Source organism: Amycolatopsis sp. NPDC058986 (assembly GCF_042741125.1).
Lineage (GTDB): Bacteria > Actinomycetota > Actinomycetes > Mycobacteriales > Pseudonocardiaceae > Amycolatopsis.
Genome location: NZ_JBHYJW010000120.1, coordinates 1 through 8,349, shown reverse-complemented (window position 1 = coordinate 8,349; position 8,349 = coordinate 1). Strand labels below are relative to the sequence as shown.

The window sequence follows — 8,349 nt, the reverse complement described above, 5'->3', positions numbered from 1 at the left end:
TTCTGGTTAATTACACCACCCTCCCCCCCCCCACCCCCCACAGGGGGGAGTCGGCGCGACCAGTCTTGCCCCCCGCCCCGGTGCACGGCCATTGCCCCCCCCCCCCTGGCTTGCAACCCCCCCTTCAGCAGCTTCAGAGCAGCAGGACGTCGACCTCGTCGCCATCGGCCGCCGCGTCGACGTCCTCCGGCAGCACGATCAGGCAGTTGGCCTGGGTGAACGCGGCGAGCAGGTGCGAACCGGGGCCGCCGCGCGGCCCGACGATCCCGGTCACCTCGCCGAGAACCGGGGTGTAGACGCCGCGCCGGTACTGCCGCCGTCCGCGGGGCGAGGTCATCGACTCGGTCAGCCGCGCCCGCACCTGCCGCCGCCAGATGTCGGTGTGTCCCAGCGCGGTGAGCAGCGCCGGGCGCAGGAATGCCTCGAACGACACGAGCACGCTCACCGGGTTCCCCGGCAGGGTCACCACCGGCACGCCGTTCCAGCGCCCCGATCCCTGCGGCCCGCCCGGCTGCATGGCGATCTTGGCGAACTCGACGCCCTGGCCGGTCAGCGCGTCCTTGACCACCTCGTACGCGCCCGCGCTGACCCCGCCCGAGGTGACCAGCAGATCGGCGTCGGCGAGCTTCGGTTCGATCACCGCGCGGAACTCGCCGACGTCGTCGACGACACTGCGGACCACCTCGACCGCGCAGCCGAGCCCGCGGATCGCGGCCGCGAGCATGACGCTGTTCGACTCGTAGATCTGCCCGTGCCGCAACGGTTCCGGCGCGTCGACCAGTTCCGAGCCGGTGGACGCGACGAGCACTCGCAGCGGCCGGTGCACCCGGACCTGGGCCAGCCCGACCGCCGCTGCGAGGCCGAGCTGGGAGTGCCCGAGCACGGTTCCGGCACGCAACGCCACGGTGCCCTCGGCGACGTCCTCGCCGAGCCGCCGGATGTGCGCGTTCGCCATGGCCGCGGTGAAGATCCGCACGACGTCCGTGCCGCGGTCGGTGTCCTCGACCATCACGACGGCGTCCGCGCCGGGTGGCAGCGGCGCGCCGGTCATGATCCGGTGCGCGGTACCCGGCTTCAGCGGCGCGACGTCGATCCGGCCCGCCGGGATGTCGTCGGCGACCGGCAGCTCCACCGGTGTGTCCTTGCCCGCACCGGCGACGTCGGCGGCGCGGACCGCGTAGCCGTCCATCGCGGAGTTGTCGAAGGGTGGCAGCGACACCCCGGCGCGGACGTCCTCGGCGAGGACGAGCCCGGCGGCGTCGGCCAGCGGAACAGCGGTGGCGGGCGTGGTGCCGAGCAGTTCGGTCACCTGGTCCCGGTAGGCGTCGACGGAGATCACACGGACCATCCTCCCCGCAACCGCCACTCGTGCAACACTCTCCCGCGTCACACGAGGAGTTCGGGGAGAGAAAAATGCAGGTTCACCTCCGGCAGCAGCCGGCTTTCGCGGTCGCGCGGCTCATGCTGGCCCCTGGCGAGCCCGCCAGGGTGGAATCCGGCGCCATGATGGCGACCAGCTACGGCGTGCAGGTCGAATCGCGGGCGCAGGGCGGGATCATGAAGGGCCTTGGCCGGGCCGTTCTGGGCGGGGAGTCGTTCTTCATCTCCACCTACACCGCGCCGCAGAACGGCGGCTGGGTCGACGTCGCGGCCAACCTCCCCGGTGACATCCAGGTCGTCGAGCTCGACGGCCGGGTCGGCTGGTGCGTCACGCGCGGCTGCTGGCTCGCGTCCTCGCACGGGATCCAGACCGAGACGAAGTGGGGCGGGTTCAAGAACCTCTTCGGTGGTGAGGGCGGCTTCCTCACCCACGCCACCGGGCAGGGTCAGCTCGTCGTCGCCTGTTACGGCGCGCTCGAAACGATCACGCTGCAGCCGGGAGAGGTCGTCACCATCGACACCGGGCACGTCGTCGCCTACGCCGACACCGTGCAGTACCAGGTCCGCAAGGTCTCCACCGGCATCATCCAGTCGATGAAGAGCGGCGAGGGGCTCGTCTTCGACTTCGCAGGCCCCGGCCAGGTAATGACGCAGACGCGGAACCCGTCCTCGCTGATCAGCTGGATCCTGAGCCACGTCCCGAGTCGCTGAGCGATGCGCGTACACACCAGACACACGCCGAACTTCGGTGTCGCCCGCGTGTTCCTCAACCCCGGCGAAGCCGTGCAGGGCACCGGGGAGACGATGCTCGCGAGCAGCTTCGGTGTCACCGAAACCGTGCCGTCGCGCGGGGGTGTGCGGGCGGGCAAGACCGCCCCGTCGGTCTTCACCGCGCCCACCGACGGCGGCTGGATCGACTTCGCGCCGATCGTGCCCGGCGACGTCTACCCGCTCGAGTTCGACGGCTCGGCGGGCTGGTCGGTCCACCGCGACGCGCTGCTGGCGCGGCCGGCGTCGATCCGGCACGACCAGACGTGGCCGCCGCTGCAGCAGTTGTTCGGCGCGGACTCCGGTTTTCTGGAGCACTACAGCGGAACCGGCCCGCTCGTGCTGGCCGCGCCGGGCCCGGTCGAGCAGTTCGAGCTGGCGCGCGGGGAACTCGTCACGGTCAGCCCGGACTACCTGCTGGCCTATCCGGACAGCGTGCAGTGCAGGCTGCGGGCGGTGGATCCGAGCGGGCCGCAGTCGCTGCGGACCGGCGAGGGGCTCACGCTCGACTTCGCCGGTCCGGGCACCGTGCTGGTACAAGCCCGCAACCGTCGTCTTTCCCGAAGCTGACCTTGGGACGAATTGCCCATTGCCGCCACCCGTAATTCCGGTAGCGTGAACTCCACTCCATCCGTTGCCGGACAGCGGATCCTTTGTGCTGAGGGAGGGCGCCGTGGCAGTCGGCACCGTCAAATGGTTCAACTCGGAAAAGGGTTACGGGTTCATTGAATCCACGGAAGGGCCGGACGTCTTCGTCCACTATTCGGCCATCCAGGCGGAGGGATTCCGCACCCTTGACGAAGGCGACCGGGTCGAGTTCGAGGTGCAGGCGGGCAGGGACGGACGCAGCCAGGCGGCTGACGTACGGAAAGTTTCGTAACCGGCGAAGTGACCGGTTGGGCGAACCGGAAGCGGCCTCCGAAACCAGGGCGTTAGGCTGCGCTGCGTGACAGGCGATGTGTCGGGGGACCTCACCGGTCGCCGGCTGGGCAACTACCGGATCGACGCGGTGCTCGGCAAGGGCGGCATGAGCGTGACCTACAAGGCCACGGACGTGCGGCTCGGACGCAAGGTGGCGCTGAAGGTCATCGGTGACCACCTCGGGGCCGACGCCGAGTTCCGTGAGCGCTTCGTGGACGAGGCGCGCAACACCTCCGCGATCGACCATGCCAACGTCGTGCCGCTGTACGACTTCGGCGAGCTCGACGGCATGCTCTACATCGCCATGCGCATGGTCGACGGCGGGGACCTCGCCGGCCTGATCTCGTCCGGTCCGATCGCGCCTGTTCGAGCCCTGTCCCTGCTCGACCAGGTCGCGGACGCGCTGGACACGCTGCACAACCGCGGTCTCGTGCACCTCGACGTCAAACCGGCGAACGTGCTGGTCACCAGCAAGGAGACCACGCGGGAGCACGTCTACGTCGCCGACTTCGGGCTGACGCGCCGCGGCGCGACCGGGCACCGGACCCGCGGCGGGGACTTCCTCGGCTCGCCCACCTACGCCGCGCCCGAGCACCTGCGCGGCGAGCCGCTGGACGGGCGGACCGACCAGTACGCGCTGACCTGCGTGCTCTACGCCTGCCTGACCGGCAGCCCGCCGTTCAAGGGCGACGTCCCGACGGTGATCAAGGGGCATCTGAACGGCGAACCGCCGTCCATCTCCCGCGTTGTCGCCCTTCCGGGGGGCATCGACGAGGTGATTCGCCGGGGAATGGCGAAGAATCCCTCCGATCGCTTCCCCAGCTGTGTTGAGATGATCGCCGCGGCGCGGCAGGCCCTCGGCCCGCTCGCGACGTCGGACCAGCCACCTGGTCCGCCGGGCTCCGCGCCGGTGCGGCCCGGACCACCGCACAACGCAGCAGTGCAGGGAGAAGGGGGCCCCGTGCAACCGTACGGAGGACAACAGCCCGGCTACGGCCAGGGACAGGGTCCGCAGGGACAACCGCCGCAGGGCCCGCCTCAGCCGCCCCCGGGGCCGCCCCCCGGCCAGCCCCCGCAGGGGCCGCCCCCCGGTTACGGTTATCCGCCGCCGGGTATGCCACCGGGCCAGCCCGGTCCCGCCGGACCGCCCCCCGGCTACGGCTACCCCGGCCAGCAGCCCGGGTACCCCGGTCAGCCGGGGATGCCGCCGCAGGGCCCGCCGCCCGGCTACGGCCAGCAGGGCGATCCGATGCGGCTGCGCCCGCCCGCGCAGGTCGGTGGTGCCGACACCTTCCAACAGGCCAAGCGCGGCGGCGCGACCAAGTGGATCCTCATCGCCGTCGGCGTGCTCGTGGTCGCGGGTCTCGTCGTGGGCGCGATCTTCCTGTTCGGCAGCGACTCCGGCACCGGGGGCGGCGGACCGGCGACGACCGCGCCGAACATCCCGGTCGGCCCCGGCGGGTCGAGTTCGAACGCGCCGTCGTCGCTGAAGGCCCCGCCGACGTCCATCTCGATCAGGCCGAGCTCCTGACCTCGCGTTCTTGCACTCTCACCCCCGGAGTGCTAAACACGAACTTGGCACTCGACGCCGTCGAGTGCCAGGCGCACGGTCACCGACCGAGCGCCTGAAGGTCGGGACGGTGAGGCTGGCTCCTACCGGGGCGCAGTCGTCCGTCGCGGGCACCGAGCCTGGCCGTAAGGACGTGTCCTGCTGCTGCCGTCGCGTTGGGCGGCGGACCAGCAGCGCCCAATACCGGAGGACCACACCGCAATGGCCAAACTGATCGCGTTCGACGAGGACGCCCGCCGCGGTCTCGAGCGCGGCTTGAACACCCTCGCCGAAGCCGTCAAGGTGACCCTCGGCCCGCGGGGCCGCAACGTCGTGCTCGAAAAGAAGTGGGGCGCGCCGACGATCACCAACGACGGTGTCTCCATCGCCAAGGAGATCGAGCTCGAGGACCCCTGGGAGAAGATCGGGGCCGAGCTCGTCAAGGAAGTTGCCAAGAAGACCGACGACGTCGCGGGTGACGGCACCACCACCGCCACCGTGCTCGCCCAGGCGCTCGTGCGCGAGGGCCTGCGCAACGTCGCCGCCGGCGCCGACCCGATCAGCCTGAAGCGGGGCATCGAGGCGGCCGTCGAGGCCGTCACCGAGCAGCTGCACAAGGCCGCCGTGCAGATCGAGACCAAGGAGCAGATCGCTGCTACCGCCTCGATCTCGGCCGCTGACCGCACCATCGGCGAGCTGATCGCCGAGGCGCTGGACAAGGTCGGCAAGGAAGGCGTCGTCACCGTCGAGGAGAGCAACACCTTCGGCCTCGAGCTCGAGCTCACCGAGGGTATGCGCTTCGACAAGGGCTACATCTCCGGTTACTTCGTGACCGACCCGGAGCGTCAGGAAGCCGAGCTGGAGGACCCGTACATCCTCCTCTTCGGTTCCAAGATCTCCACCGTCAAGGACGTGCTGCCGCTGCTGGAGAAGGTCATCCAGTCCGGCAAGCCGCTGCTGATCATCGCCGAGGACGTCGAGGGCGAGGCGCTGGCCACCCTGATCGTCAACAAGATGCGTGGCACCTTCAAGTCCGTCGCCGTCAAGGCCCCGGGCTTCGGTGACCGCCGCAAGGCGATCCTGCAGGACATCGCGATCCTGACCGGTGGCCAGGTCATCTCCGAGGACGTCGGCCTCAAGCTGGAGAACGCGGACCTTTCCCTGCTGGGCAAGGCGCGCAAGGCCGTCATCACCAAGGACGAGACCACGATCGTCGAGGGTGCGGGCGACGCCGACCAGATCCAGGGTCGCGTCAACCAGATCCGCGCCGAGATCGAGAACTCGGACTCGGACTACGACCGCGAGAAGCTGCAGGAGCGGCTGGCGAAGCTGGCCGGTGGCGTGGCCGTCATCAAGGCCGGTGCCGCCACCGAGGTCGAGCTCAAGGAGCGCAAGCACCGCATCGAGGACGCGGTGCGCAACGCCAAGGCCGCCGTGGAAGAGGGCATCGTCGCCGGTGGTGGCGTGGCCCTGATCCAGGCCGCCGAGGCCGCCTTCGCGGGCCTGAAGCTCGAGGGCGACGAGGCCACTGGTGCCAACATCGTCAAGGTCGCCGTCGAGGCGCCGCTCAAGCAGATCGCGATCAACGCCGGCCTCGAGGGCGGCGTCGTGGTGGAGAAGGTCAAGGGCCTGCCGCAGGGCCACGGCCTCAACGCCGCCACGGGCGAGTACGAGGACCTGCTCGCGGCCGGTGTTCCGGACCCGACGAAGGTCACCCGCTCCGCGCTGCAGAACGCCGCTTCCATCGCGGCGCTGTTCCTGACCACCGAGGCTGTCGTCGCGGACAAGCCGGAGAAGGCTGCCGCCGCTCCGGCCGACCCGTCCGGTGGCATGGGTGGCATGGACTTCTGAGTCCGGCTGCTTGAACCCGGGAAAGCCCGGTCCGCTTCGGCGGGCCGGGCTTTCTTTATGTGCTACGGAGTCCTGTGCCGGGGCAGGTCCGGTGGGCGTTCAGAAGCCGGACACGAACCACAGCATCGCGAAGGGCAGGAGCGCGCCGATGCCGAGCAGGATCAGCCCGGCGGTCCAGGCCCGAGCCGCCCGGTCGGTGCGGAACGCCACCACGATCGCCGAGATCGCGCACGGCACCCCGACGGCGGCCGGGAGCAACGTCCACCAGAGCGACCACGACCACGCGGCCTGTCGTTGGCAGCCGTCGACGAAGAGATCCCCGAGACAGCGCGCGAGGTGCTGGAACAGCAGCGACAGCGACGCGGTGATCAGGCCGACCCCGGCGGCGAGCGTGGTGACGACTCCTCGAGCGATGAGTACCGCGACCGAGCTCCGCGGGTCGAATTCAGCGGTCATGCCGGACCTCCCCCGATGTCCAGCATGACCCGGCCTGGCGGACGGCAAAAGGCCCGGAGGCGGTTTCGCCTCCGGGCCGTTATGCCCCCTTGGTGCACCCCGAATCCTCCGGCGGGCACCGTTCCCCCTGCGACCGGTGCCCGCCAGGGTCAGGAGTCCGTGCCCTCCTCGGGCACCAGGATCGCGGCGGCCGCGTAGAGCAGGATTCCCGTGCCCGCCGAGAAGAAGGTGCCGACGACGAGCGCGATCCGCACGATCGAGGCGTCGACGCCGAAGTACTTGGCCACGCCACCGCAGACGCCGGTGATCATCTTGTCGGTCCGGCTGCGGCGGAGCTGCTTGATGGACTTTTCCGGGGTGTACACGCTGTTCGTCATGGCTCAATGTTCGCCCGGATCGGGGCGCCGCCACATCGGGGAACGGCCCGGAAGCCGACCCTGGACTCCGACCCTGAGGCGGCTCGGGGTCCGGGTAAATCGGGTGCCCGGCGAGCGGCGCGGGCGGTACAACCTTTCCCATGAAACACGACAGTCCCGAGTTCGCCGCCATCGCGGAGCAGGGCACGATTCTGCGCTGCCAGGTCGGTTCCGGCCTGCACGGCACCGCCGTCGCGGGTCAGGACGACCGCGACGAGATGGGCCTGTGCGTGGAACCCGCCGAGTACGTCGCGGGGCTGCGGCGGTTCGAGCAGTACATCTTCCGCACCCAGCCCGAAGGTGTCCGCTCCGGGCCCGGCGACCTCGACCTGATCGTCTACTCGTTGCGCAAGTGGATGCGGCTGGCGCTGACCGGGAACCCGACCGTGCTGCTGCCGTTGTTCGTGCCGGACGAGGAGATCGTGCGGATCGACGACCTCGGCCGGGCACTGCGGGCCAACGCCGGGCGGATCGTGTCCCGCAAGGCCGGTCTCCGGTTCCTCGGCTACTCCCGGGCGCAGCGGGCGCACCTGACCGGTGAGCGTTCGCCGCGCGTGAACCGGCCGGAGCTGGTCGGGAAGTACGGTTTCGACACCAAGTACGCGATGCACATGGTGCGGCTGGGCGTCCAGGGCGTCGAGTTGCTGGAGACCGGGAAGATCACGTTGCCGGTGCCCGAACCGTGGGGCTCGTGGCTGCGAGATCTGCGTCAGGGCAAGCACTCCCTCGAGGAGGCGCTCGAGGCCGCGCGTGGTCTGGAGGACCGGCTCGACCAGCTGATCCGGGGCGCTTCGCCGCTGGCGGAGGAGCCGGACACGGCCTGGGCGGACGCGTGGCTCGTCGAGGCCTACCAGGCGTCATGGCAGGCGGCGGCCTGATCGTTGCCGAAGGGGACTTTCCTCGCATGCGATGCGAGGAAAGTCCCCGTCAGTGCAACCACCGAGAAAAAAGTCACCGACAGATCATGTCGCGGACGCGGGCGAGGCCGAAGAGCCAGGAGGACGCGAC

General features: G+C 70.2%; 9 protein-coding genes. 6 read left to right on the top strand and 3 right to left on the bottom strand.

From position 1 onward, the window contains the following. Positions 1 to 133: 133 nt before the first annotated feature. Positions 134 to 1,339, bottom strand: coding sequence for a gephyrin-like molybdotransferase Glp (gene glp, locus ACFW0G_RS44945; RefSeq protein ID WP_378331719.1), 1,206 nt, complete (start codon positions 1,337 to 1,339; stop codon positions 134 to 136). Between the two features lie 74 nt (positions 1,340 to 1,413). Here glp and ACFW0G_RS44940 point away from each other — a divergent pair, with 74 nt between their 5' ends. The 5 genes from ACFW0G_RS44940 to groL all read left to right on the top strand — a co-directional run bounded on the left by ACFW0G_RS44940 (position 1,414) and on the right by groL (position 6,469). Then, on the top strand, positions 1,414 to 2,091 hold the full coding sequence (locus ACFW0G_RS44940) for a TIGR00266 family protein (protein ID WP_378331718.1): 678 nt from the start codon (positions 1,414 to 1,416) through the stop codon (positions 2,089 to 2,091). Between the two features lie 3 nt (positions 2,092 to 2,094). Continuing rightward, positions 2,095 to 2,718 carry an AIM24 family protein gene (locus ACFW0G_RS44935; protein WP_378331717.1) on the top strand — a complete coding sequence of 208 codons (624 nt, stop codon included), beginning with the start codon at positions 2,095 to 2,097 and terminating at the stop codon, positions 2,716 to 2,718. 103 nt (positions 2,719 to 2,821) lie between these two features. After that, positions 2,822 to 3,028, top strand: a complete 207-nt coding sequence (locus tag ACFW0G_RS44930; RefSeq protein WP_378331716.1) for a cold-shock protein — start codon at positions 2,822 to 2,824, stop codon at positions 3,026 to 3,028. Between the two features lie 66 nt (positions 3,029 to 3,094). Beyond that, positions 3,095 to 4,600 carry a serine/threonine-protein kinase gene (locus ACFW0G_RS44925; protein ID WP_378331715.1) on the top strand — a complete coding sequence of 502 codons (1,506 nt, stop codon included), beginning with the start codon at positions 3,095 to 3,097 and terminating at the stop codon, positions 4,598 to 4,600. A 240-nt stretch (positions 4,601 to 4,840) separates the two neighbouring features. Continuing rightward, the gene (groL, locus tag ACFW0G_RS44920) at positions 4,841 to 6,469 is read left to right on the top strand and encodes a chaperonin GroEL (RefSeq protein ID WP_378331714.1); all 1,629 of its coding nucleotides are present in this window, start codon (positions 4,841 to 4,843) and stop codon (positions 6,467 to 6,469) included. 99 nt (positions 6,470 to 6,568) lie between these two features. Here groL and ACFW0G_RS44915 read toward each other — a convergent pair whose 3' ends face one another. Together ACFW0G_RS44915 and ACFW0G_RS44910 are read right to left on the bottom strand one after the other, a co-directional pair. Continuing rightward, complete coding sequence (locus ACFW0G_RS44915; RefSeq protein ID WP_378331713.1) at positions 6,569 to 6,925, bottom strand: hypothetical protein; 357 nt, start codon at positions 6,923 to 6,925, stop codon at positions 6,569 to 6,571. Positions 6,926 to 7,074: 149 nt separating this feature from the next. Then, positions 7,075 to 7,302: a PspC domain-containing protein gene (locus tag ACFW0G_RS44910; protein WP_378331712.1), complete on the bottom strand. Its 228-nt coding sequence runs from the start codon at positions 7,300 to 7,302 to the stop codon at positions 7,075 to 7,077. A gap of 140 nt (positions 7,303 to 7,442) precedes the next feature. Between ACFW0G_RS44910 and ACFW0G_RS44905 the strand changes: the two genes are divergently transcribed. After that, on the top strand, positions 7,443 to 8,219 hold the full coding sequence (locus tag ACFW0G_RS44905) for a DNA polymerase beta superfamily protein (protein WP_378331711.1): 777 nt from the start codon (positions 7,443 to 7,445) through the stop codon (positions 8,217 to 8,219). Positions 8,220 to 8,349 lie beyond the last annotated feature (130 nt).